Raw genomic sequence first — 24853 nt, forward strand, 5'->3', positions numbered from 1 at the left:
TTATAGAATTTATAGAATTTTATGAAAAAAATCGAATTTTGACTTGAAATGTTTTTTAAAAGTAGTAAAATAATGGATAACTATACATACATTGTATACAAATATATTTATTTATGAGGGGGGATTTTGTATGGAGGCAATAACAGCTTTTTGTCTAGTTTTAGTATCACTGACGATAGGAGATGTAGTTTCAGCAAAAACTAAAGCTTTTGTTCCATCAGTTTTTGTATCAGCAATTATATTTATAGTAGGATTTTGGACTTTTTTCCCAGAAAATATCGTGGATTTAGCAGCTTTAGGGACACCATTAGCACAATTAGGCATGCTTTTATTAATAACTCATATGGGAACTATGATGAGTATTAAAGAGCTAGCAGGTCAATGGAAAACAATTGTAATAGCGTTAGCAGGAATAGTAGGAATATGTGTAGGAGCTTTGGCATTAGGAACTCTAGTGTTTGGATGGGATACAGCTGTAATCGCTACACCTCCTCTTACAGGAGGATTAGTTGCATCTATAATGATGGCAGATGCGGCTACAGCAAAAGGTCTTGCGAGTTTGGCAGTTTTAGCGATTTTAATGTATGTGGCACAAGGATTTGCAGGTTATCCTATCACAGCATTGATGCTTAAAAAAGAAGGAAAAAGACTTTTATCAGATTTTAGAAGTGGAAAAGTAACTGTAACTAAAGCTGAAGAAGAAACTGAAAAAGTACCTGAACAAAAGAGTAAGTTTAAGATAATTCCAGATTTACCTGAAAAGTACGACACAACATATATGATAATACTTAGATTAGGACTTGTAGCATGGTTAGCAGTACAATTTACAAATCTTACAAATGAAGTTGTATCAAGATATGTTATCTGTTTAATATTTGGTGTAATAGCATCAGAACTTGGAATAGTTGACAGAAAGCCACTTAATAAATCTGGTTCATTTGGATGGTTAATGACATCATTGATGGCTTTTATATTTGCAGGATTAGCAAAAGCTACACCAGCAATGCTTGCTGAAATGGCTGTTCCTCTTGTAGGAATTATAATATTTGGTGTAATAGGTATGGGAATATTCTCTATTATAGTAGGTAAATTTTTGGGTGAAAGTAAGGAAATGGCGTTTTCAGTTTCACTTACAGCACTTTATGGTTTCCCACCAAATTATATATTAACTGAAGAAGCAGTAAAGGCTCTAGCTGAAACTCCAGAAGAAAAAGAATTTCTGATGGATAAAATGCTTCCAAAGATGCTTGTTGGTGGATTTACTACAGTAACAATAGCTTCTGTAGTAATAGCAGGTATTTTTGTAAATCTTATATAAACTTTAATTAATAAATAAGGCATTTAAAAAATAAGAAGAATATGTTACACTTGGAGGTCTGGAATGAATATTAAAGAAATAACAAATGGATATAAAGATTATGTAATCAAACTTAGAAGGGAATTTCATGAAAATCCTGAAAAAAGTATGGAAGAATTTAGAACATCAAAGAGAATTAAAGAAGAGCTTGATAAAATAGGAGTACCATATGTATCATCTGGAGGGACAGGTGTAGTCGCAACTATAAAAGGAAATAATCCAGGAAAAACTGTAGCACTTAGAGGAGATATGGATGCACTTCAAGTTGTTGAGTGTACGGAAGTAGAATACAAATCAAAAAATGAGGGGCTTATGCATGCTTGTGCACATGATGGTCACACATCAATGCTTTTAGGAGCAGCTAAGGTTTTGAATGATATTAAAGATGATATTAATGGAACTGTGAAATTATTTTTTCAACCAGGAGAAGAAGTAGGTAAAGGTGCAAGAGCTATGATTAAAGATGGCGCTATGGAAGGTGTAGATGGTGTATTTGGAATTCATCTTTGGAGTGATGTAGAGTGTGGGACTGTGTCAGTTGAAGAAGGTCCAAGAATGGCTTCTGCTGATTTCTTCAAAATTACTGTAAAAGGTAAGGGTGGTCATGGTTCACTTCCTCATCAAGGTGTTGATGCGGTACTTGCAAGTTCTGCATTAGTTATGAACTTACAATCCATGGTTAGTAGAGAAGTCAGTCCTTTAGAGCCGCTAGTTGTAAGTGTTGGAATTTTAAATTCTGGAACAAGATTTAATGTAATAGCAAGTGAAGCTGTTCTAGAAGGTACAATAAGATTATTTAATCCAGAACTTAGAAAACAGATTCCTACGATTTTAGAACGTATAGCAAAATCTACAGCAGAAGCATATAGAGCAGAGGCTGAGTTAGAGTATGGATATTTAACACCAGCTGTTATAAATGACAGGGAATGTTCAAAGATAGCTACAGAAGCAGTAATTAAGCTATTTGGAAAAGAAAGTATAGCACTATTTGAAAAAGTAACAGGAGCAGAGGATTTTGCTGAGTTTATGAATATTGCACCTGGTGCATTGGCATTTGTAGGGGCTAGAAATGAAGCTAAAGGAGCTTGTTATCCTCATCATCATGGGTGTTTTAATATAGATGAGGATGCTTTAGAGATTGGAACTGCCTTATATGTTCAATATGCAGTAGACTTTTTAAATAAATAAATTTAATATACTATAAAGAAAAAGCAGAGATTAAGTTTATACTCTGCTTTTTTATTGTCTATAATTACTATAAATATTGACTATAAAAAAAAGATATGATACTATAAAAGAAAATGATAATCAATATCAATTAATAAGAAGGTGATTTAATTGAGTAATATAATGTTTGCGTTTTTAATAACTTTGTTTGCAGGTTTGTCTACTGGAATAGGAAGTTGTATAGCGTTTTTTGCTAAAAAGACCAATACTAAATTTCTTTCTGTAAGTTTAGGATTTTCTGCTGGTGTTATGATTTATGTATCTATGATAGAAATATTTCCTAAGGCACAAGAAGCTTTAACAAAGTCTATGGGAGAAAAATTAGGAAGCTGGTCAACTGTAATAGCTTTTTTTGCAGGAATGGCTATCATTGCAATTATTGATAAGTTAATTCCTCAAGAAGAAAATCCTCATGAGATAAAGAAAATGGAAAATTTGGATGAAAAAAATATACAAAAAAATAAATCTCTCTTAAGAACTGGGATATTTACAGCAATGGCTATAGCAATTCATAATTTTCCAGAAGGGTTAGCTACATTTATATCGGCGCTTGATGATGCTACAATAGCGATACCAATAGCTATAGCAATAGCTATACACAATATACCAGAAGGAATATCTGTATCTGTACCAGTGTATTACGCTACAGGAGATAAAAAGAAAGCTTTCTATTATTCTTTTTTATCTGGAATGTCAGAACCTTTAGGGGCCATTATTGGGTATGTACTTCTTAGAAATTTTCTAAATGACACTACACTTGGAATTGTGTTTGCTCTTGTGGGAGGTATTATGGTATTTATATCACTTGATGAACTATTACCATCAGCTAGAGAATATGGTGAGCATCATCTATCAATTTACGGATTAATTGCAGGAATGGTTGTTATGGCTATTAGTTTATTGCTATTTAAATAGATTTTTAGATATCCAATTGTAACCTAAAATTAATATCAAAATGATATAATTATTAAGACAGATTATCATATGTCAAAAATATCATTTTGGAGGTGAATTTTATGGAAAAGAAAATGAAGTTTAAATTTGATTGGTATAGTTCACCTGATAGGATAGAAGAATGGTTAGAAGATATGGAAGAACAAGGATATAACTTATATAAGATAAGTAAATTTGGAGGAATATTTTATTTTTATAAAGGAACTCCAAGAAAAATAAAATATGCCATTGATTATTATTATGATGCTGAGGAAGATTATTTTAATAAACATAAGTATAGAGGGTGGAATCTTATATTTAGAAGCATTGGTAGTTTTATAGGTACATCTTCATGGTATGTATGGAGTAAAACATATGAAGATGTACCTCCTAAATTGTATAGTGATTTGGATAAAAAAGATAAAGTAAAATCAATTTTATTCATGAATGTATTTTTATTTACTATTTTAGTAGTTATTTTTATATATTTATTGTTCACTGAAATAAGAAATTTATTTAATGGTTATGGAGTAGATATTTGTACTATCGCATTGCAAATTATGTTATTAATTTTGTATTTGGTACAATTATATAGAAGAATAATGTATTACTTAAGGATTAAAAAATTAACTAAATAAAGATGGAGAGTGTCTCAAAATGACTTTGAGACACTTTTTTTATCAATAAATGTTATTCTTTATATATATTCGTATCAGTTATAACCTTTTAGATTTTATTTAAATCTTGAGTATTGATAAGAATAATTTAAAAATGTTATTCTAAGGTATCGGATATTTAAAATCACATTTAAATATATCAATTAAAAAAATTCAATAGTGTGTAATAAGAAAGTGTATAAGGCGTTGTAATTAGAAAATAAAAATATATTTAAATATAATCAAATATAGTATAATACAATCACAGAAAAGTGTGATTGTATGAGTAAACACTATAAACATTTATACAAGGGTTTCAACTTCTAATTAAAAAGATGATTTAAAAATCAGGTTGAATTTCTCAGACAATAATGCTAGTGCTAAAGGAATGATAATAGATGATTAGTTGTCGCATATATGGATTAAGAAAATACAAGAAAAAGATTAGAGATAATGAGGAAGTTGAAAAGAAGTTAAAAAGAGAACAGATAAAACTTTCAAGGAAATATGAAAGTTTAAAAATAAGAAATAAAATAGAAGAAGGGAGAGCTACTAGTCAAAATATTCAAAAACAAGTAGTCAAAGTACAAAAACTTCATCAAAGATTAGCTAATATAAGAACTGATTATATAAATAAAACTATAAGCGAGATAGCGAAAAACAAGCCATCTTATATAGTAATTGAAGATTTAGTAGTTTCTAACTTGATGAAAAATAAGCATTTATCAAAAGCTATTGTGAGTCAAAAACTCTATGGATTTAGAACCAAACTAACATCTAAATGTAAGGATAATTGCATAGAACTTAGAGTTACAGATAGATTTTATCCATAATCAAAGACTTGTAGTAAGTGTGGAGAGATTAAAAGAAACTTAAAACTCAAAGATAGAGTTTACAAATGTGAATGTGGATTATCTATAGATAGGGATTTAAATGCAAGTATTAATCTTAAAAATACTAAAAAATATAAGCTAGCTTAAAATCAAATTGATTCGCACACACGTGGTTCAAGAGTGCTTATATATGTACGGAGAGCTAACTTCGGAATTTAAGCCTTTGGAGAACTATACAAAATCGTAGTCGCTTAGGTAAGGCGAGGTTCAGTGAAGAAGGAAAAATCTCTATATGGATATATTTGACCATATTTTGAGTAGCAGGAACTTATGATTAGGATAGCAATTTGTGAAGATGAAAAAGAAACACAATGTTTAATAGAAGAATATCTTTATAATATATTAAAAATTATTAATGTAGAATATGAAATACAAAAATATAGTTCTGGAGAAGATTTACTCAAAGTGAGTTTAAAAGATATAGATATACTTCTTCTTGATATACTAATGGAGCAAATGAATGGAATGGATACTGCAAGAAAGATTAGAGAAGTAGATAATAAAATGGAGATAATATTTATAACCTCTTTAATAGATTATGTGCAAGAAGGATATGAAGTAAGAGCTTATAGATATTTGTTAAAACCCATAGAATTAGAAGAATTAAAAAAACATATATTAACTTGTATTAAAGATATTGAAACAAATAAAAGTAATTACATTGTAATAAAGAACAAGTCTAATACATACAAGATTTATTTAAATGAAATAAAATATATAGAAATTCAAAAAAAAGATATGTTAATACACACAATAAATAAGGGTTTTGGAGTAAAGTATAGTCTAGGAAAAATAGAAAAAGATTTAAAACTAGATAAATTTGTAAGATGTCATAAAAGCTTTATAGTTAATCTAAGTTATGTAGAAAATATAAAGCCCAATATTGCTATTTTAGAAAGTGGAGAAGAAGTACCTATTAGTAGATATAGATATAAAGAGGTTAAGGAAAAATTTTTGAAATTTCTTGGTGATACAATATGTTAAATTTTATGTCTGATTTATTATTAATTGTATCTATATGTGTACGATTTATTATTCTGAAAAGGATATTAATTTATAAAGAAGATAATAAAAAAGACAAACAAATAGTATTTTATACTTTATTGGGATTAATTTATATTATAGTTAAAATAACTAGATTATTTAATATAGAAGAAAATTATATTAATAATATGTACTATTTGATTGATGTTGTAGTATTTATTGTATGGGCGATATATTATAATTATTTTTACAACATAGGATATATTAAATTTATAATTTTCTTTTTCCTATTTAATATTTATTATGATTGTTTTAAAGATGTTGTAGATAGAATTTTATTTTTTGTAGTTACAGGTAATTTTGTTTCATCTAAAGAGTGGCTTTTGGCATCTGATTCTGATAATATAAAGGTTTACATATACAGTAATCTACTTATTATATTTGTATATATGATACTTAGTTTTCTGTATAATCGATTTAAATTGCTTAGCCAAGATAAAAGGAATTATGTATATTTGTTATTTGCTCTAATGGCTAACACCATGAATATAATTGGAGTCTATATATCAAGAATATTAGAACGGTTTAGATGGTTACATTCAGAACCATATTATTTTGAGAATTTTGTAAATCCAAAGATAATAGGAGCTAGCACCATTGTTCTTATATTATTGTTTAGGCAAATAATAAAAGATAATAAATTAAAATCTCAGAATGAATTAATAAAAAATAAGTTAGATATGCAATATGCTCATTATTTAAGTATTCAAGAATCTCATATGAGGGTTAAGAAGCTTTATCATGACATAAACAATCATATTTGCTGTATAGATAATCTTAAAAATGATGGCAAAGAAATTAATGAATATATAAATAATTTAAAAGATGAAATTAGAGAGTTCAAATCTATTTATAATACAGGAAACATGATATTAGACATTATAATCAATGAGAAGAGTGAAATATCTGTCAAAAAGGGAATTAAATTTATTTGTGACATAAACTTTTCAAAAGTTGATTTTATAAAACCCATAGATGTGTCAAGCATATTTGCCAATATTTTAGATAATGCAATAGAAGCATGTGAGAAAATATCAGATGAAAATATTGATAGATATATTAGAATTAAAGGAACTATAACAAAATCATTTTTTGTACTTAAATGTGAGAATAGTAAAGCAAATAATGTTATTTCTAATAAAAATATACTGTTAACAGATAAGATGGATAAATTTGTACATGGAATAGGAATTCAAAGTATTAAATCGTCTTTACAAGAGTATAATGGAGAATTATTATTTGAAAATCAGAAAGACAAATTTATACTAAATATATGCATACCATTGAATCAAGATGCTGACAGTTGGGTCGATTAAGTTACTAGTTGGGGCATCTATATTGATACTTAAAAATAAGGATGTTATCTTTTTAATAATAAAAGATAACATCCTTATTTTTAAGCATAAAGAAATTTATAATTTTACTAATCTTAATTATAAGAATTAGTTACAAAGAAAGGTGATATAGATTGAAAAACTAACCATAAAAATAATAAAAATACAAGATATTGTAATACAGGATGTAATTAATAAAAACTTGAAAAGTAGAAATACAATGGAGGAAAATATATATGAAGGCGAAAAAATATATTTTAGCTATGATAGTAATTTTAAGTATAAGTTCAAGCTTAATGGTAGGATGCACAACAACTGTATCCAATGAAGATTTAAATAACTCAGAGCAAGCTAGTGAAAATTCATCAAACAACTCAATTGAAGCTAAAAAAAATGACTCTATTAAATTATTTGAGGATTACTCAAAAAAAGCTAGTACTGTAGAAGGATTGGAAGAAGTTAAAAAAGATTTATCTCAAAAATTTTCAAAGGCTATAACGGATAGTGGTTATAAGGTAGTTAATTCAAATTCAGATGGAAGTTTTGTAGTTTCTATAAATGGATTTGAAAAGCCACCTGAAAAAGATATTAGAAGTTTATTTTACTCTATGTCTGAAGATAACAAAAAAGGAAAATCAGTAGTAGATATTCTCTGTGCTAAAGAATATCCTGAGAATAAAAAGTTAGCTGAAAGTGATAAATATATTAAATTTATGTACAACATATTTAAGTCATTAACTAATACTGATTTAACTGAGAAAGATTTTTCAAATAAAGTTATAAAAATATTTAATGAAGGTGTAGGCTCTGTAGAACTTCCCTATATGAATGATATACATGTTGAAGTTAACAAAGTTAAAAAATCTACTAAAGTACTAAAATTGAGTTTAGAATATGAATTTGATATTTCAAGTCATTAATGTAATAAATAAATTATGACAGGTTAGAAATAAATTATAAAATAAAATTCATATTTATCTTTAGTAATGTTTTTTATTCAAAAATATATTATTTGTGGTTGCCATTTTATGTTAAAGGACAGTATAATATAATTAAAGTATGTTATAACATACAAAAGTTAATATATATTATCCAAAGGGGGATTTTAAATGAGTCAAACTGATAGAATAGAAGCATTTAGACAAGAATACGTTAATTCTAAACCTATGATATGTTGTGAAAGGGCTAGAATTTTTACAGAATCACATAAAAAGACTGAGGGAGAAGCCATATGTATAAGAAGAGCGAAAGCCTTTTTAGATGCATGCAAAGAACTTCCTATAAAAATATTTGAGAATGAATTAATTGTAGGTACAGCTGGTAAATTTAGAAGAACAGGTATATTAACACCAGAATTTTCTTGGCAATGGGTAGATAAGGAAATGGATACTTTTGATGAAAGAACTCAAGACCCATATGTCATATCAAAAGAGCAAATAGAATTTATAAGAAAAGAGATATTTCCATATTGGAAGGGTAAATCTTTGGAAGAAGTTTTTTTAGCAAGAATTCCAGAAGATACAGCTAAGATATTGGTAGATACAGGAATAATAGATAATGATTCTAAGTGGAGACAGGCAGTAGGGGAAGTAACTCCAGATTATCAAGATATACTATTTGTAAAAGGATATAAGGGGATAAAGAAAGAAGCAGATAAGAAGATAAAAGAATTAGATATATCAATTTCAGAAAATATTGAAAAAATAGATTTCTATAAGTCTATTTCTATTGTTGCAGATGGTATCATGACATTGGCAAATAGATATTCAAAACTTGCAAAAGAAATGAGTGAATCAGAGAAAGATTCAAAAAGAAAGTTAGAACTTATAAAAATATCAGAAGTATGTGAGAATGTACCAGCAAATCCTCCAACTAGTTTTTATGAAGCGATACAATTTGTATGGTTTGTGCAATTAGGTGGTGTTTTATCTGAAAATCCATTAGCATTGAACTTAGGTAGATTTGACCAATATATGTATCCATATTATGAAAAAGATACTAAAAATGGAAATATAACTAAATCAGAGGCTCAAGAGTTGATAGAGGCTCTATGGATTAAGCTATCAGAGTGGGTATGGACAATATCAGCAAATACAGCAAATTATTTTGCAGGATACAACCAATTTCAAAACCTTACTGTTGGTGGCAAAAAGAGAAATGGAACTGATGGAACGAATGATATTTCATATATGTGTTTAAAGGCAACAGAAAGTGTAAAAACTCATCAACCAGGTTTAAGTGTTAGAATAAGTCAGGGAGCACCAGATGATTTTGTTATGGCAGTTGCGAAATTAGTAAAACAAGGTACTGGTTTTCCTGCTATACACAGTGATAGTGCAGGGGCACAAATGTTACTTCAAGATGGATATGATGCAGAAGATGCAAGAGATTGGAGCAATTGTGGTTGTGTAGTTCCTCACTTTAGAAAGACAGGTCAATGGACTTCAGCAGTAAATATTAATTTTGCAGCAGCACTAGAATATGCTATGAATGAAGGGAAGAGTAGATTAACTGGAGAAAAAATGGGGTTAGATGTAAAAAATATCAATGAATTTGCATCTTTTGAAGAAGTTAAAGAAGAGTTTTTAAAGCAACTAGCATATCTTATCAAGAATTCTGTTATAGGAACTACTGTTGCTCAACAAATTCATAAAGAAATAGTACCAAGACCATTTTTATCTACCTGTGTAGATGGTTGTTTGGATAAAGGTATTGATTTAAGTAAAGGTGGGGCAAAATACAATATAGGACCTGTTTTAACAGGCATAGGTCTAGGTGTAGTTTCAAACTCATTGGCAGCTATAAAAAAATTAGTATTTGAAGATAAGGTGACTACATTAGAAGAGTTAACAAAAGCATTAAATAATGACTGGGAAGGCTATGAAGAATTAAGAAAACTTGCCTTAGATGTTCCTAAATATGGAAATGACAATGATTATGTAGATTCATTGGCTATTGAAGTTTCTGATTTTTATTACAGTGAAACTAGAAAATATAAGGATATTTTTGGTTCTAAATTTAATAGTGCATTTATGGGTATATCAAACTATGTTCCAACTGGAAAAATAGTAGGTGCAACTCCATGTGGAAGAAAAGCTACAAAACCTTTGACAGAAGGAGTTTCTCCATTTGTTGGAACTGATACAACAAGTCCATTGGCAGCTATGAAATCTGCATCAAAAATAAATCATGATGTTCACACTGGAGGAACACTTCTAAATTTGAGATTTAATCAAGATTTGGTTGAAACAGAAAGAGGGCTTAGAAATCTAACTTCTATGGTAAAATCATATTTTGCACTAGGTGGATTCCACGTACAATTTAATACAATATCAAATGATGTCTTATTAAAAGCTCAAGAAAATCCAGAAGAATATAAAGATTTATTAGTTAGAGTTGCTGGATATAGTACTCAATTTGTTAATTTATCAAGAGAGATGCAAGATGCTATAATAGCCAGAAACTCACACAGTAAATTTTAATTATGAGGTAGATTATGAGTAAAAAAGGTAAAGTTGTAAAGGTACAACATTTTTCAGTAAATGATGGTGATGGAATAAGGACTACTATATTTTTAGAAGGATGCAAATTAAAATGTAAGTGGTGTTCTAATCCAGATTCATGGAGCAATATAGTAAAGCTAGGAGTCATGAAGGATAAGTGTATATCTTGTAATAGGTGTACAGATGTTTGTCCTCAAAATATAAGTTCATTATTTGACAGAAGTCAAATAAATGATAAGTGTGATTTGTGTGGAAAATGTGTTAAAACATGTCTTAATGATGCTATCTGTATAATGACTGAAGAAATGACTGTTGAAGAGATTGTAAAGGAAGTTGAAAAAGATTTTATATTTTTCTTTGAGTCTAACGGAGGAGTAACTTTTTCTGGAGGAGAACCCACACTTCAAATTGAATTTTTAAGAGAATTAGTTGATGCTTTTTATAATAAAGGTATAAACATAGCAATTGAGACTTGTGGATATTTTGAGTGGGATAAAGTGAAGGATGTCTTTGAAAAAATAGACCATATATTTGTAGATATAAAATCTATGGATGATAATGTTCACAGAGCATATACAGGAGTAAGTAACGAGATAATATTAGAAAATATATGTAGACTTTCAAAATTAAACAAATCTATGGTTATAAGAGTACCAATTATTTCTGGAGTGAATGATAGTGAAGAAAATATAAGAAACACTGCATTATTTGTAAAGCAAAATGTTTTAGGTGGAAAGATGGAATTACTTCCATATCATAAATTTGGACTTGATAAATATAAAGCATTAGGGCTTGAAGATTATATGTATGAATTTGATGAAATTTGCAATAGCCATATGTTAAAATTAAAAGAGATAGTAGAGCTTACAGGAGTAAAAATCATAGAATACAAATAGGCTATCAGGAGGATTTTAACATGGATAATAAATTTCCTAATGTAGGAGAAAACTTAAGGTTATTAAGACAAGATATGGGTATAAGTTTAGATAAAGCTTCAAAGATGACAGGAGTTAGTAAAGCAATGCTGGGGCAGATTGAAAGAGGTGAATCTAGCCCCACTGTATCTACCTTATGGAAAATTTCATCTGGATTCAAAATAAACTTTACGACACTGTTAAATGAAAATACAAACACTTATGAGGTTATAAAAAAAGAGGATGTAGAACCTATTATTGAACAACAAGGCAATATGAAGTTGTATCCTATATATCCTTTTAGCCCTCAAAGGAGGTTTGAACTTTTTATAATTGAGCTTGAAGCAAATTGTACTCATGTTTCATCTACACATAGTCATGTTCTGGAAGAGTATGTACTTGTAATAGAAGGTAAACTTGAACTTAATGTAGATGGAAAAACTTATATTTTAGAGTCTGGACATTCAATTAGATTTGATGGAACACTAGAACATTTATATAAAAATTTAAATAACGGAAGAACTGTATTTCATAATATAGAAGTTTATAGATAATTTTATAGTTATCTATTTTGGGAATAAATATTTATTACCAAAATGGATAACTTATTTTTATAATGTCGAAAAGATTTGTATGCATGTACTAACATTATTGTTTTAAAATAAACATAAAAGCATTATAATAATATTAATAAAATATAATAAAAAGGAAGAATATATGATTATGAAAGTTATATTGACAGTATTAGTATTAGCAATCTTATATATTCTGTATAAGTATGAGACTCAACATATAGAAACAACAGAATATACCATATTTAATGAAAAAATTCCAAAAGAATTTAATGATTTTAAAATAGTTCAAGTAAGTGATTTACATAATAAGGTATTTGATAAAAATAATAATAAAACATTGATAGATAAAATTGAATCCTTAAATCCAGATGTTATATTTATAACAGGAGACTTAGTTGATGGAGAAAATAAAAATTTTCAAATTGCATTAGATTTAATTGATAATTTAGTAAAAAAATATGAAGTGTACCATATAATTGGAAATCATGAACAAAAATCTTTAATAAAAAAATACAAACATCTATATAGGGATTATTTTAAGGAATTGTATTCAAAAAAAATAATAAATATGGAAAATGAATCTGTAAGAATATATAAAGGAGATAGTTATATTAATCTATATGGTTTAATCATACCATTGGAATGCTATCCATATTTTTTTGCTAATAATAAAAAGTTAGAATTGCGTGACAGTTTTGTACAAGATAAGTTAGGTAAAATAAACGAAAATGAGTATAATATACTTTTAGCTCATACACCATTTTTCTTTGAAAAATATGTAAAATGGGGAGCTGATTTAGTTCTGGCTGGTCATGTTCATGGTGGTATAATAAGAATACCTTTTATTGGAGGTGTACTATCTCCAAATAGAGAGTTTTTTCCTAAGTATGATTGGGGAAAATATGAAAAAGGTAGTAGCACTATGGTTTTAAATAAAGGTTTAGGAGGTTCAAAAGTTCTCATTAGACTTAATTGTAAACCAGAAGTAGTAAGAATTACATTAAAGTCTAATTAATAAGGTTTTTTGTGTATATAAACATCAATGACATATATATAAAATTGGTGTAAAACCCTATTAAATAGATACAATTATTAATTTTTAATAATTATTTAATTAATGTAAATAAATTGTTATTTTTAGCATGTAATATTTAAAATATAGGGGGTAGTTAAAAATCATGGGTGATATAATTAGATTTTATGAATCTGTAAAAAACAAATATCCGAAATTAAAAGATGGAACTAGAGTTCATATGTGGCCAAAAGAAAATATCATAATTGGACCTATTTATGATGAGGCAAATGGATATGAAAAAAGTATAGGAAGTGTGGATAGTTTAAGTTGGAAGCAAGTTGTTGTACTAGCAGAATGTGATGGGAAAAATACTACTAAAGATATATTAGATATATTATCCAACAGATATAGAAATATCCCTGACATGAGAGATAAGGTTATGGAATTTTTTATGTTTTATGATAATGAATATTTAACCTTTGAAGATGAGGAACAAACATTATCAAGTGTTTTTGAGATAACAGGAAATAAAGTATATCTTACACCTTTATACTTTACAATAGAGATAGATGGTAATGACAATAGGGTTCAATATTTTTCTGAAGTTATAAGTTTATTAAAGTGTATGTATGAAAAAGGGTGTAGGTTTATAGAAGTTATTGGTGAAGGTATTCTAAAAAACAAAGATATGAAAGAAGTATTTCAATATATGTTAGACCATTTTGATTTAATTATAGTAACTAAAGATAGTTTTACTATTGAAAGAAGTTTGATAAGAGAATTAGATGATTATCGTCATAAAGTAATATGGAATGTATATTCAGAGAATGATAACATACATGTTAAATTAAAAGAAGATATAAAAATAACTAGTTTGATAAAAAGAGGGCATACAGTAGTAAGGGGAGCTAGAGGAAGAGCAATAAAAATAGAAGATATGAGGTTTAAAGATATAAGAGAAAGATTTTCAAAATATGGTGCAGAATGGAGCCATGTATATATTTCTTCTGATGGCAGTGTAAAATCTTATTCCATTCAAAAAGAAAAAAGAGTCTATTTAGGCAATATATTTGACAATTCAGTTGAAGAAATTTTATTAGAAATGCAAAATAAGATTGATAATCAAGAGATTGTATATCAATAATTATCAAAATTAAGTTTTAGGAATAATTTATGATTGATTGTTTAGTTTTGTGTTAATAATCGTTAATGAGGTGATGTAACTTGTTAAGATTATTGAACAAATTTTTTTATGATGTTTTACTTAAATGTTGGATTTTTATGATGTTATGGATTTTTAGAGAACTTTTTACAGATACAAAATTAGTCAAAAAATTTAAACTTCATAAAATATTTATGTAAAAATCATATAAAATTCATATAACAGATGTATTATATAGAGTATAGAAAGACTAGCTTAAAAACCATAATATAATACCCTATTGTAATGATAACCCTCCCTCACATCCTCAAATAGAGTTATCATTACAAGAATTAATCCATAAATTTAAAATTTATGGTTTTTTTTTATTTAATTTGTTTTATTATCTAGGAATATGATTTATTATAGAATATATAATAAGTAATATAAAATACATTTGATTAAGTTTTTGACATGTTTTTAACTATACTAATAAGGAGGAGTATTTATGAATGTAAATAATCGCAAGTGCCCAGAGTGTGGTGAACATAGTAAAAAATTTGAAGTAATAGAAGAGTGTGAGGAGTGTGTGACATTTGAATGTTACACTTGTGGAACTATATCTATATTAAAGTATTGCGACAACTGTAAAGAATTTGTATTTGTAAATATTCCAAATAATGTAGAGACCTATGAGTATTGTTGCAGTAAATGTAATAATAAGATTTAATATAATTAAAATATATAATTTCATATGTTGTTTATACAAATATCATATAAAATTCATATATGTAATGTATTATAGAAATATAGAAAGAACTAGCTTAAAACATAATATAATTACCCTAAATTTATAATGGCAACTCTCCCTCACATCCTCAAATATAGTTGTCATTATAAAATACTTTGGCTGTTTCAAAAATGTAAAATCATTTTAGAAGCAGTCTATTTTTTTATAAAAAATAAAGAAGGCAACGGGAAGCCTTCTTTCGTGTAAAAAAAGTTTAATTTTTTGTTAAGATTTGTTTGTTTATTTTATATTATCTTTATAATATGTTTTTATTTGAAGGTTGGCAATGGATTTTGCACAACTGGTCATTATGAATGTAAAAGTGGAATATTATTAATAAATAATAATTACAAAATTGTAATTATTATTTATTAAGCAAATGCGTAAAATATCACATTAATGGGTATATAATTAATAATATACTAGTTTGGGGAGGATAAAATTATGAATTATAAAACAATCATATTAAATAGAAAGTCTGTTAGAGAATATAAAAAGACAGATATTAAAAAAGAGTATCTTAGTGAGATTAAGAAATACTCAGAATCTTGTAAGAAACTAGTTCCAGAGATAGACGTTGATATAAGAGTAATGAATAGAAGTGAAGTTTTTGACAATTTAGATAAAATAGCAGGATATAAAGGAAACATGATAGATGCTCCAAGTTATATTATAATATTATCTGAAGTAAAAGATAATTACATCGAAAATTCAGGATACATAGGAGAAAATATAATTTTTAAGGTAACAGACCTTGGAATAGGTTCTTGTTGGGTTACTTTTGAGGATAGTAAAAAGGTATTAGATAAACTTGGAATTGACTCAGACAAAGAGGTAACAGGAATTATTGCCATTGGATATGGAGAAAATGCAAGCAATACTAAAGTACTAAATGCTACAAAGACTGGTGATAATTATTCAAAATCTGATATGCAAGTTGTTTCAGACAATAGTTCTTCTCGTTTAGGTGTAGAAGAAGTAGTTTATATGGATGAGTGGGGAAATAATGCAAATACAAATATATTAGAAGAGAGAGCGCTTCTTGATGCATTCCATTATGCAAGATTAGCTCCATCTACATTAAATAGACAACCATGGAGATTTATAGTTGATGGAGGAGTTGTAGTTTTAGCAGTTAGAAAAGATGGTCATACTAATTTGTATGAAGAAAAAATAGATGTTGGTATAGTTATGCTTTATTTTGCAACAATAATAAGTGCAACTATGTTTGAGTTAAAATGGAATTTAGGCACTCCAGACAAAGATTATAAAATACCAGAAGACTATAAAATAGTTGGATATTGTAATATATAAAACAGTTTAATATTTAATTTAGTTTTACTTAAATTAATTTCTATAAAGAGTTCAATGCATTATATGGAATAATGTCATTGAACTCTTTTGTTGTATAGTTGTATAATCTAATTTCAGCATTATTAGTTGATAAATTTTATGTAAAAGAGGATTATTAATGTAAATTATTGGACTTGATATAAAGCCAATATAAAATTGATAGCTAAATGAGTAAATGTTATACTTTAAACTGAATCTGTATCTATTGTTGAAATAGTATTTTAAATCTTACAATTTTGTGCATAGATTGAGAGGTATATTATTTTATTAAACTGTATAATTTGCTTGGAGGGAATGTTAAATGGAATGGATAAATAAATTAAATCAAGCTATTACTTATATTGAAGACAATCTTGAAAGTGGAGTGGATTATGCAGAAGCAGCAAAAATTGCATGTTGTTCAACCTTCCATTTTCAAAGAATGTTCTCATATATTGCAGAAGTACCTTTGTCTGAATATATTAGACGTAGACGTATGACTAAGGCAGCATTTGAACTACAAAATAGTAATATTAAAATTTTAGAGCTGTCTGAGAAATATGGTTATGATTCACCCACATCTTTTAATAGGGCTTTTCAAAACATACATAGTATTTCTCCGTCTGCTGCTAGAGCAAAAGGTGTTGTTTTAAAAGCATATCCTAGGATAACCTTAACTATTTATGTAAAGGGAAATGTAGAAATGCAATATCGTATTGTGGAAAAAAAGGGATTTCGTATTGTTGGAGTAAAAGAGCATATGAATATGATTGTAGAGGAATGTTTTGATAAGGTTCCAAAGTTATGGGCTAAATCTATACAAAGTGGAATGATTGAAAAACTTTTGGAATTAATAAATCATGAACCTCATGGATTACTTGGAGTAAGCACATGTATGAATGGAAAGGACTTAGACTATTATATTGCTGCACCAACAGATAGACATACTTTAGAAAATACTTATGAATATTTTATACCATCGGGTACATGGGCAGTATTTGAATGTGTTTCTCCCATGCCAAATGCTATTGCTATACAGGAATTGCAAAAAAGAATTATTACTGAATGGTTACCAAGTTCTGGGTATGAGTATGCTAGTTTACCAGATATGGAACTTTATCCTAAAGGTGATATTAATGCTCCTGATTATACAGTAGAAGTTTGGATTCCAATTAAGAAACAAATTCAAAACTAGAGAAATAAGATGAAATTTTGAAATAGCAGACTAAAAATAGTCTGTTATTTTTTGTGAAATATGGAAAGTAAGCTTTATATAAAACATATCTGGGTGTATAATTATGGAAAGCAAGCTTTACATAAAATGAAATGATTTAAGGAGAAAAATGTGAAAAATAGATTAGAAGAAATAAGAAAAAAGAAAGGGATAAAGCAGGAAGAGCTTGCCATTGCCTTACAAGTCTCAAGACAAACGATTGGTTCATTAGAAAATGGCAGATATAATCCATCAATTATTTTAGCATTTAAAATAGCAAGATATTTTGATATGAGTATTGAAGAAATATTTATTTATGAGGAGGAGTAAAAATGAAAAAGAATAGATTATATATGGGTATTGTTTATCTTGTTTTTGGAGTTTTATTTATTTTATTGGCTACATTAACAGAATTTTCATTTGAAGCTTTTATATGGGGGCTTGCTGGAGCATCTTTAGGACCTGGAATATGTATGATATGTCAATATATATATTGGAGTAAGCCTGAAAAGGCTAAAGAGTATGAAAAAAAGCTAGAAAATCAAAAAATAGAGATGAATGATGAGAGAAGAATTATGTTACGCGATAAATCTGGACGTATTACTAACCAAATTATGTCTTATGTTTTAGTGATTATTATATTTATTGTATCTGCATTGAGTGTATTTTCAATAATGATAATAAGTAAATGGGTTTTAATTGGGCTTGGATTACTTCTTTTATTTCAATTTATTTGTATGGTAGTTGTATATAATAAGTTGGATAAAAAGTTATAGTGAAAAACTTAAAATCACAATAAAAATATTAAGATTTTAAGTTTTATATTCTTAAGAGAATTTTAGATGTTATCTTTAATATACAATTATATAAATTTATAAAAAGCCACAGTTGAAAGTAAAAGAAAAAGTGTTAGTGAATATTTAGGGAATGTGACAATAAAAAACTCTTTAGTTTAAACTAAAGAGTTTTAATTTATTGGTGCCGCTGATGGGACTCGAACCCATATGGTTTCCCGTACGATTTTGAGTCGTATGCGTCTGCCAGTTCCGCCACAGCGGCTTATATTTTAAATCCGAACTACTAGTATATCCTACCAGATTTTCCAAGAATATGCAAGAGGAATATTGAATACAAAGCACTCATCAAACTGTCAAAATATCATAAATACTAGCTTTTCCTCATGAAAACTTATGAATCAACACAGTTGATTTTGAGTTAATTGCATCTACCAATTCCACCACTCGGTCATGTCATGTTTATTATTATAGCAAAAAAATATATTGTTTGCAACATATTTAATTTTAATATACTATTATTATTATGGGAATATTAAATAATAGCATATTGGTATATAATATATATGTTACAAAAATAGAGAATCTTTAGGAGTGATATAATTTGGAAAAAAAATTAATTATAATAGATGGAAATTCAATAATAAATAGAGCATTTTACGCTTTGCCAGAAATGAATAATAAAGAAGGCTTAAAAACTAATGCTATATATGGCTTTACGACAATGTTGTTTAAAATAATAGATATATATAAACCAACACATATAAGTGTAGCTTTTGATAGAAAAGCACCTACATTTAGACACTTAGAGTATAAAGATTATAAAGCAGGAAGAAAGGGAATGCCAGATGAATTAGCAGAGCAATTACAGCCACTAAAAGACCTTTTAGATAAATTTAAAATAAATAGATTAGAAATAGATGGTTATGAAGCAGATGATATTATAGGAACTGTTTCTAAAAAAGCAGAGGATAATGGATATAAAGTATACATAGTAACTGGAGACAAAGATGCCATTCAACTTGCTTCAGATAAGACGACTACTCTTATAACAAAAAAAGGTGTAGGAGAAGTTGAAGAATATGACTTTAACTCTGTAATTGAAAAATATGAAATGACTCCAACTCAGTTTATTGACTTAAAAGGACTTATGGGAGATAAATCAGACAACATACCAGGAGTACCTGGAATAGGGGAAAAAACAGGAATAAAACTTATAAAAGAGTTTTCTAGTATAGAGAATTTAATAGAAAATACAGATAAACTTAAAGGAAGCGTAAAAAAGAAGATAGAAGAAAATAAAGAAATAGCTATTCAAAGCAAAAGACTTGCAACAATTATAAGGGATGTACCAATTGAAGTAAATTTGGATAGTATGATTTTTGGCGATTATGATAAAGATGAACTTTTAGATAAGTTTAGATATTTTGGATTTACAAGCCTTTTATCAAGATTAGTTGACTTGGTTGACTCAGATGATAATGAACAAGTAGAAGAAAAAATAGAAATATTAAAATTAAAAGATATAGATAAATTTATAGATGAAGTAAATAAAAAAGGACAAGTTATTTTAAAAACTGTTAGAGGACAAGGTAATATACTTGAAAAAAATATAATATATATCTTTATAAGTGTAGATGGAGAAAAAATATATTATATAGATTCAGATGAAGTAACAAAATTAGATGGTATACTTTCAAATAAAGAAATAAAGAAGTTTGGATATAATTTAAAGGATGATTATATATCTTTAAAGCCATATAATATAAACTTGGAAAATATAAATTTTGATATAACAATAGCGGAGTATTTAATAGATTCTACCTCATCTACATCATATGACTGTAGTGCTATAGCTATGAAATACTTATCAAAAAAAGTTAAATCAAAAGAAGAATTACTAGGTAAAGGTGTTAAATCTAAGAACTACGAAGATTTAGAATTTGAAGATTTGGCAGAGTATATGGGGCAAATAATCTGCACAGTTAAAGAAACAATTCCTATGATGGAAAGAAGTTTAATCGATATGAGTATGGATGGTCTTTTTTACCATGTAGAGATGCCCTTGGTGGAAGTTTTAGGACATATGGAGTATGAAGGTATAAAAGTAGATAAGAGTATACTAGATGACCTAAGTATTGAGTTTAAAGAAATAATTTCTACACTAGAAAAGGAAATTTATGAATTATCAGGAGAGCCATTTAATATAAATTCACCAAAACAGTTAGGTGTTATATTGTTTGAAAAATTAGAACTTCCAATAATCAAAAAAACCAAGACTGGATACTCAACTAATGCGGATGTCTTAGAAAAATTAAGGGATAAACATCCAATAATAGACAAAATAACTGAGTATAGACAAATAGTAAAGCTGAATTCTACTTATGTTGAAGGTCTTCTAAACATAATAAATCCAGAAAGTAATAGAATTCATTCATCATTTAATCAAACTATAACAACTACTGGAAGGATTTCATCTACAGAACCAAATCTTCAAAATATACCTATAAAAATGGAAATGGGTAGAAAAATAAGAAAGGTGTTTATTGCAGATGAAAATTGTAAGCTAGTTGATGCCGATTACTCACAAGTAGAACTTAGAGTTCTTGCACATATGAGTCAAGATGAAAATATGATAGAAGCATTTAAACATAATGAAGATATTCATACTAAAACAGCTTCACAAGTTTTCAATGTTTCTATGGAAGATGTAACTAGTGAATTAAGAGGTGCAGCTAAGGCAGTAAACTTTGGTATTATATATGGTAAAAGTGATTTTGGATTGGCTGATGATTTAAATATACCTGTGCCAAAAGCAAAAGAGTATATAGAAAGTTATTTTGCTAAGTATCATAAGATAAAAGAGTTTATGGACACTACAGTAGAAAAGGCCAGTGAAGATGGTTATGCTGTGACTATCTTAAACAGAAGGAGATATATACCAGAAATAAAATCTAGCAATTTTATGGAGAGAAATAGAGGAAAGAGATTTGCAATGAATGCACCAATACAAGGAAGTGCAGCAGATATAATAAAGATTGCTATGATAAATGTTCACAAAAAGTTAGAAGAAAATGATTTGAAATCAAAGCTTATACTACAAGTTCATGATGAATTGATAGTTGAAGCAATTGACGATGAAATAGATATAGTTAAAAAGATTGTAAAAGATGAAATGGAAAATGCTGTAAATATGGATGTTCACTTAGATGTAGATTTAAATGTTGGTAGTTCTTGGTATGAGACAAAGTAGGTGATTTTATGTTGATATTAGGACTTACAGGAGGAATAGGCTGTGGAAAAAGCAGCCTATCGAATATATTTAGAAAATTTAACATTACTATAGTGGATGCAGATATTATATCTAGACAAATCTTTGAGGATGAGTTGTTATTAGAAAAAGTATTTAAACATTTTGGTCGAAATATAAAAAAGGATGATGGAACTTTAGATAGAAAAGCTCTTGGGAAAATAGTTTTTAATGATGAAGAAAAACTTAATGAGTTAAATAATCTGACACATCCAATAATAAGAGAAAAAATAATAAGTGATATAGAAGAAGCTAGAAAAAAAGACGAAAAGATAGTAATATTAGATGCAGCAATATTAGTAGAAAGTGGATTTTTGGAAATAGTAGATAAGCTATTAGTGGTTACTTGTAAACAAGAAGTACAAATTAGCCGAATACAAAAGAGAGATAATTGTAGTAAACAAGAAGCACTTAGCAGAATAAATTCACAAATGAGTCAGGAAGAAAAATCCAAATATGGTGATTATATAATAGATAATTCGGGAACAATAACTGAATTAGAGAATAAAGTATACAAATTTATTGAATACATGAAGGAGAATTGGCGTGAATAATAAGAAAGTATTGGTTCTATCTATTTTTATAATCTTATTTGGGGCACTATTAATGGAAAGCAAAATAATACATAAGTTTTTGTATCCTAAAAAATACTCAGAGTATGTAGAAAAATATTCTAAAGAATTTAATTTAGATGAAAATATAGTTTACAGTGTCATAAAAGCAGAAAGTAAGTTTAATAGCTCTGCTGTTTCAAAAAAAGAGGCCAAAGGGTTAATGCAAATATTAGACATAACTAGAGATTGGGGAGCGGAAGAACTGAATCTAGAAAATATTGATATTTTTGATCCAGAAACCAACATAAGAATTGGTTGTTGGTATTTAAATAAATTATATAAAGAATTTGGTTCATTGGATTTAGTAATAGCTGCATATAATGGTGGCTCAGGTAATGTAAAGAAATGGTTAGAAAATAATGAATATAGTAAAGATGGAAAGAATCTACATGATATACCCTTTGAACAAACTTCAAAGTATGTAGAAAAAGTAAAAAATAATTATAAAAATTATAATAAGATATATGGCGAGAAGGGGAAAAACTAATGAAGAAAATAAAAGTCTTAACAGTAATTTTAGCTATAACTCTTATGATAGTTGGTTGTAGTAATACTAAAACAAAAGAAAGTAGCAGTGAATCAGGTATTAAAAGTCAGAGCTCTATAGATGCCAAGTATATAAACTTAACGATGGTGACTCCTAAGACTATAAACCCTATAACAAATACTGATAAGTCTGTTGGCTACATAATGAACTTAATCTATGATGGCTTGTTTACAATAGATGAAAACTATAATGTAACTCCTCAATTAGTGAAGGAGTACAATATAGCTCAAGATGGAATGAGTATAGATATAAAATTAAACGATGCAAAATGGCATGATGGAAAAGAAGTTACTTCAAATGATGTAAATTATACAATTGGTTTAATTCAAAAAAGTGCAGAAAGTCCATATAATGAATTTACAAAAAATATAGCTTCTGTAAATATTAAATCAGATAAAGATTTTACAATAAAATTTAAAGCTAAGTATGCTTTTTCTATTGATAGTTTAATATTTCCAATAGTATCTCAAAATCATTTAGATTCAAAAGATGTAAATGACAAAAATAATAATATGATAGGAAATGGGAAATATAAAATAGAATCATATACAGAAAGAGAAGGAATGATTTTATCTGTGAATAAGGATTACTATGAAGAAGTTCCTAAAGCTATGAAAAATGTAAAAGTAGGAATGGTTCCTAACGAAGATGCTAGAACATCTATGGTTATGGCTCTTGATAGTGATATAACAAATGTTACGCTGAATGATTTGAGCAAATTTCAAGAAAAAGAGTTTAATATAACAAAATATCAAGGTAGAGATTATGAATGTGTATTATTTAATTACAATAATTCTTTTTTTAAGGATGTCAATTTTAGAAAAGCAATTGCACATTCTATAAATAAAAGTAGAATTATTAGTGAAGGTTATATGGATGATGCAACTCCTGTTAATTTTCCACTTAACTCAAAATCAAAATATTATAGCAGTGATGTGAAAGATTTAGAGTACAATAAAGATAAAGCGATTGAGTATCTTAATAAAGTAGAATATGCAAATATAAATGCAGTGAATCCAAAAAATGATAAGGTAGATAAAAAACAAAAAAAATCAACTAAAAAAAATACAAAGAAACTTACTGCAGAAGAACAAAAAAAGGCTGAACAAGAAGAAGCTGAGAGAGTAAAAAAAGAAGCTGAAGATAAAAAAAATAAAGAAAAAGAGGAAGTAAAGAAAAGACTTTCTGAAATGAATTTAAAAATAATAGTAAATAAAGATAATAGTGAGAGGTTAAAAACATCACATATAATAAGTGAAAACCTAAAAGCTATAGGAATAAACAATACAATAAATCAGTTATCAGACAAAGAAATGGAAAGTGCCCTTAATTCTAAAAATTACGATTTGGCATTGGTAGGATGGAAATTATCTATTGTACCAGATGTAAGTAGTATAATAGCAAGCAGCGGATATACTGATGATAAGTTAAATGGATACATGTCTGCACTGACAAGTTCTGCATCTGAAATTGAAACAAAGAAAGCTTATAAAGATGTACAAAAATATGTTGAGGATAATGCAACATTTATAAGTTTAGCTATTAGAAACAACTATATTGTAAGCAATAGTAGACTAAAAGGAAAGATTACTCCAAATGAATTTGATGTATATGAGGGAATCTCTAACTTAGATATAAGCTCAAATGAATCGAAATAAATT

The 24853-nt window shown here is 27.7% G+C and carries 22 protein-coding genes, 1 tRNA gene and 1 pseudogene; 23 read left to right on the forward strand and 1 reads right to left on the reverse strand.

Annotation, left to right across the window (positions count from 1 at the left end; all coding sequences use genetic code 11):
* The first annotated feature begins 130 nt into the window (after nt 1-130).
* The 19 genes and pseudogenes from IC218_RS00260 to IC218_RS00345 all read left to right on the forward strand — a co-directional run bounded on the left by IC218_RS00260 (nt 131) and on the right by IC218_RS00345 (nt 18703).
* On the forward strand, nt 131-1318 hold the full coding sequence (locus IC218_RS00260; RefSeq protein ID WP_227434044.1) for a hypothetical protein: 1188 nt from the start codon (nt 131-133) through the stop codon (nt 1316-1318).
* Between the two features lie 63 nt (nt 1319-1381).
* The gene (locus IC218_RS00265) at nt 1382-2545 is read left to right on the forward strand and encodes a M20 family metallopeptidase (protein ID WP_227434045.1); all 1164 of its coding nucleotides are present in this window, start codon (nt 1382-1384) and stop codon (nt 2543-2545) included.
* Nucleotides 2546-2707: 162 nt separating this feature from the next.
* A complete protein-coding gene (gene zupT / locus IC218_RS00270; RefSeq protein ID WP_413926670.1) occupies nt 2708-3499 on the forward strand; it encodes a zinc transporter ZupT in 792 nt (263 codons plus the stop codon).
* A 101-nt stretch (nt 3500-3600) separates the two neighbouring features.
* Nucleotides 3601-4155 (forward strand): DUF2812 domain-containing protein, encoded by a 555-nt coding sequence (locus tag IC218_RS00275; RefSeq protein ID WP_227823623.1) that lies wholly within the window; start codon nt 3601-3603, stop codon nt 4153-4155.
* A gap of 416 nt (nt 4156-4571) precedes the next feature.
* The gene (locus IC218_RS00280; protein WP_413927317.1) at nt 4572-5006 is read left to right on the forward strand and encodes a hypothetical protein; all 435 of its coding nucleotides are present in this window, start codon (nt 4572-4574) and stop codon (nt 5004-5006) included.
* A gap of 12 nt (nt 5007-5018) precedes the next feature.
* Nucleotides 5019-5153: pseudogene (locus tag IC218_RS22120) on the forward strand (zinc ribbon domain-containing protein); the annotation flags it as partial.
* Between the two features lie 183 nt (nt 5154-5336).
* Nucleotides 5337-6050: a LytR/AlgR family response regulator transcription factor gene (locus IC218_RS00285; protein ID WP_227434048.1), complete on the forward strand. Its 714-nt coding sequence runs from the start codon at nt 5337-5339 to the stop codon at nt 6048-6050.
* Nucleotides 6044-7426, forward strand: a complete 1383-nt coding sequence (locus IC218_RS00290; RefSeq protein WP_227823624.1) for a sensor histidine kinase — start codon at nt 6044-6046, stop codon at nt 7424-7426. Before IC218_RS00285 ends, IC218_RS00290 begins: the two co-directional genes overlap by 7 nt.
* 254 nt (nt 7427-7680) lie before the next feature.
* Nucleotides 7681-8364, forward strand: a complete 684-nt coding sequence (locus IC218_RS00295) for a hypothetical protein (RefSeq protein ID WP_227434050.1) — start codon at nt 7681-7683, stop codon at nt 8362-8364.
* A gap of 189 nt (nt 8365-8553) precedes the next feature.
* Complete coding sequence (locus tag IC218_RS00300) at nt 8554-10926, forward strand: glycyl radical protein (protein WP_227823625.1); 2373 nt, start codon at nt 8554-8556, stop codon at nt 10924-10926.
* A gap of 14 nt (nt 10927-10940) precedes the next feature.
* Complete coding sequence (locus IC218_RS00305) at nt 10941-11843, forward strand: glycyl-radical enzyme activating protein (RefSeq protein WP_227434052.1); 903 nt, start codon at nt 10941-10943, stop codon at nt 11841-11843.
* Between the two features lie 20 nt (nt 11844-11863).
* Nucleotides 11864-12415: a helix-turn-helix domain-containing protein gene (locus tag IC218_RS00310; RefSeq protein ID WP_227434053.1), complete on the forward strand. Its 552-nt coding sequence runs from the start codon at nt 11864-11866 to the stop codon at nt 12413-12415.
* 163 nt (nt 12416-12578) lie between these two features.
* Entirely contained in the window at nt 12579-13451 is an 873-nt protein-coding gene (locus IC218_RS00315; protein WP_227434054.1) for a metallophosphoesterase, read from the forward strand.
* A 163-nt stretch (nt 13452-13614) separates the two neighbouring features.
* The gene (locus IC218_RS00320; RefSeq protein WP_227482177.1) at nt 13615-14595 is read left to right on the forward strand and encodes an SPASM domain-containing protein; all 981 of its coding nucleotides are present in this window, start codon (nt 13615-13617) and stop codon (nt 14593-14595) included.
* Nucleotides 14596-15100: 505 nt separating this feature from the next.
* Nucleotides 15101-15322 (forward strand): hypothetical protein, encoded by a 222-nt coding sequence (locus IC218_RS00325; RefSeq protein WP_227434056.1) that lies wholly within the window; start codon nt 15101-15103, stop codon nt 15320-15322.
* 504 nt (nt 15323-15826) lie between these two features.
* On the forward strand, nt 15827-16696 hold the full coding sequence (locus IC218_RS00330) for a nitroreductase family protein (RefSeq protein ID WP_227434057.1): 870 nt from the start codon (nt 15827-15829) through the stop codon (nt 16694-16696).
* Nucleotides 16697-17036: 340 nt separating this feature from the next.
* On the forward strand, nt 17037-17909 hold the full coding sequence (locus IC218_RS00335; protein ID WP_227823626.1) for an AraC family transcriptional regulator: 873 nt from the start codon (nt 17037-17039) through the stop codon (nt 17907-17909).
* Nucleotides 17910-18059: 150 nt separating this feature from the next.
* Nucleotides 18060-18257 (forward strand): helix-turn-helix transcriptional regulator, encoded by a 198-nt coding sequence (locus IC218_RS00340; protein WP_227434059.1) that lies wholly within the window; start codon nt 18060-18062, stop codon nt 18255-18257.
* Nucleotides 18258-18259: 2 nt separating this feature from the next.
* A complete protein-coding gene (locus IC218_RS00345; protein ID WP_227434060.1) occupies nt 18260-18703 on the forward strand; it encodes a hypothetical protein in 444 nt (147 codons plus the stop codon).
* A 200-nt stretch (nt 18704-18903) separates the two neighbouring features.
* On the opposite strand, the gene IC218_RS00350 is transcribed toward IC218_RS00345, so the two are convergent.
* A tRNA-Leu gene (locus tag IC218_RS00350) sits at nt 18904-18986 on the reverse strand.
* A 339-nt stretch (nt 18987-19325) separates the two neighbouring features.
* Here IC218_RS00350 and polA point away from each other — a divergent pair.
* The 4 genes from polA to IC218_RS00370 are packed head-to-tail and all read left to right on the forward strand — an operon-like array spanning nt 19326 to nt 24850.
* A complete protein-coding gene (polA, locus tag IC218_RS00355; RefSeq protein WP_227434061.1) occupies nt 19326-21974 on the forward strand; it encodes a DNA polymerase I in 2649 nt (882 codons plus the stop codon).
* An 8-nt stretch (nt 21975-21982) separates the two neighbouring features.
* Entirely contained in the window at nt 21983-22585 is a 603-nt protein-coding gene (gene coaE / locus IC218_RS00360; protein WP_227434062.1) for a dephospho-CoA kinase, read from the forward strand.
* Nucleotides 22578-23132, forward strand: a complete 555-nt coding sequence (locus tag IC218_RS00365) for a lytic transglycosylase domain-containing protein (RefSeq protein WP_227434063.1) — start codon at nt 22578-22580, stop codon at nt 23130-23132. The genes coaE and IC218_RS00365 overlap by 8 nt, the downstream gene beginning before the upstream one ends.
* Nucleotides 23132-24850, forward strand: a complete 1719-nt coding sequence (locus tag IC218_RS00370) for an ABC transporter substrate-binding protein (protein WP_227434064.1) — start codon at nt 23132-23134, stop codon at nt 24848-24850. Before IC218_RS00365 ends, IC218_RS00370 begins: the two co-directional genes overlap by 1 nt.
* Nucleotides 24851-24853: the final 3 nt, after the last annotated feature.

Origin of the sequence: Clostridioides sp. ES-S-0005-03, assembly GCF_020658455.1 — a bacterium.
Classification (GTDB): Bacteria; Bacillota; Clostridia; order Peptostreptococcales; family Peptostreptococcaceae; genus Clostridioides.

Coding starts and splice junctions, on each gene's coding strand:
- IC218_RS00260 (WP_227434044.1), top strand. CDS start 131: ATGGAGGCAATAACAGCTTTTTGTCTAGTTTTAGTATCACTGACGATA.
- IC218_RS00265 (WP_227434045.1), top strand. CDS start 1,382: ATGAATATTAAAGAAATAACAAATGGATATAAAGATTATGTAATCAAA.
- zupT (WP_413926670.1), top strand. CDS start 2,708: ATGTTTGCGTTTTTAATAACTTTGTTTGCAGGTTTGTCTACTGGAATA.
- IC218_RS00275 (WP_227823623.1), top strand. CDS start 3,601: ATGGAAAAGAAAATGAAGTTTAAATTTGATTGGTATAGTTCACCTGAT.
- IC218_RS00280 (WP_413927317.1), top strand. CDS start 4,572: ATGATTAGTTGTCGCATATATGGATTAAGAAAATACAAGAAAAAGATT.
- IC218_RS00285 (WP_227434048.1), top strand. CDS start 5,337: ATGATTAGGATAGCAATTTGTGAAGATGAAAAAGAAACACAATGTTTA.
- IC218_RS00290 (WP_227823624.1), top strand. CDS start 6,044: ATGTTAAATTTTATGTCTGATTTATTATTAATTGTATCTATATGTGTA.
- IC218_RS00295 (WP_227434050.1), top strand. CDS start 7,681: ATGAAGGCGAAAAAATATATTTTAGCTATGATAGTAATTTTAAGTATA.
- IC218_RS00300 (WP_227823625.1), top strand. CDS start 8,554: ATGAGTCAAACTGATAGAATAGAAGCATTTAGACAAGAATACGTTAAT.
- IC218_RS00305 (WP_227434052.1), top strand. CDS start 10,941: ATGAGTAAAAAAGGTAAAGTTGTAAAGGTACAACATTTTTCAGTAAAT.
- IC218_RS00310 (WP_227434053.1), top strand. CDS start 11,864: ATGGATAATAAATTTCCTAATGTAGGAGAAAACTTAAGGTTATTAAGA.
- IC218_RS00315 (WP_227434054.1), top strand. CDS start 12,579: ATGATTATGAAAGTTATATTGACAGTATTAGTATTAGCAATCTTATAT.
- IC218_RS00320 (WP_227482177.1), top strand. CDS start 13,615: ATGGGTGATATAATTAGATTTTATGAATCTGTAAAAAACAAATATCCG.
- IC218_RS00325 (WP_227434056.1), top strand. CDS start 15,101: ATGAATGTAAATAATCGCAAGTGCCCAGAGTGTGGTGAACATAGTAAA.
- IC218_RS00330 (WP_227434057.1), top strand. CDS start 15,827: ATGAATTATAAAACAATCATATTAAATAGAAAGTCTGTTAGAGAATAT.
- IC218_RS00335 (WP_227823626.1), top strand. CDS start 17,037: ATGGAATGGATAAATAAATTAAATCAAGCTATTACTTATATTGAAGAC.
- IC218_RS00345 (WP_227434060.1), top strand. CDS start 18,260: ATGAAAAAGAATAGATTATATATGGGTATTGTTTATCTTGTTTTTGGA.
- coaE (WP_227434062.1), top strand. CDS start 21,983: ATGTTGATATTAGGACTTACAGGAGGAATAGGCTGTGGAAAAAGCAGC.
- IC218_RS00370 (WP_227434064.1), top strand. CDS start 23,132: ATGAAGAAAATAAAAGTCTTAACAGTAATTTTAGCTATAACTCTTATG.